The organism is Bacillus cereus group sp. N8 (assembly GCF_016483685.1).
Classification (GTDB): Bacteria; Bacillota; Bacilli; order Bacillales; family Bacillaceae_G; genus Bacillus_A; species Bacillus_A proteolyticus.
Genome location: NZ_JAEHBK010000138.1, coordinates 1 through 412 on the forward strand (window position 1 = coordinate 1; position 412 = coordinate 412).

The window sequence follows — 412 nt, forward strand, 5'->3', positions numbered from 1 at the left end:
ATCAATTCTCCATAGAAAGGAGGTGATCCAGCCGCACCTTCCGATACGGCTACCTTGTTACGACTTCACCCCAATCATCTGTCCCACCTTAGGCGGCTGGCTCCATAAAGGTTACCCCACCGACTTCGGGTGTTACAAACTCTCGTGGTGTGACGGGCGGTGTGTACAAGGCCCGGGAACGTATTCACCGCGGCATGCTGATCCGCGATTACTAGCGATTCCAGCTTCATGTAGGCGAGTTGCAGCCTACAATCCGAACTGAGAACGGTTTTATGAGATTAGCTCCACCTCGCGGTCTTGCAGCTCTTTGTACCGTCCATTGTAGCACGTGTGTAGCCCAGGTCATAAGGGGCATGATGATTTGACGTCATCCCCACCTTCCTCCGGTTTGTCACCGGCAGTCACCTTAGAG

At 53.6% G+C, this 412-nt stretch carries 1 rRNA gene; it reads right to left on the reverse strand.

Features of this window, described 5'->3' with window-relative positions:
• Positions 1–15: 15 nt before the first annotated feature.
• Positions 16–412 (reverse strand): 16S ribosomal RNA (locus JDS80_RS30750); the annotation flags it as partial.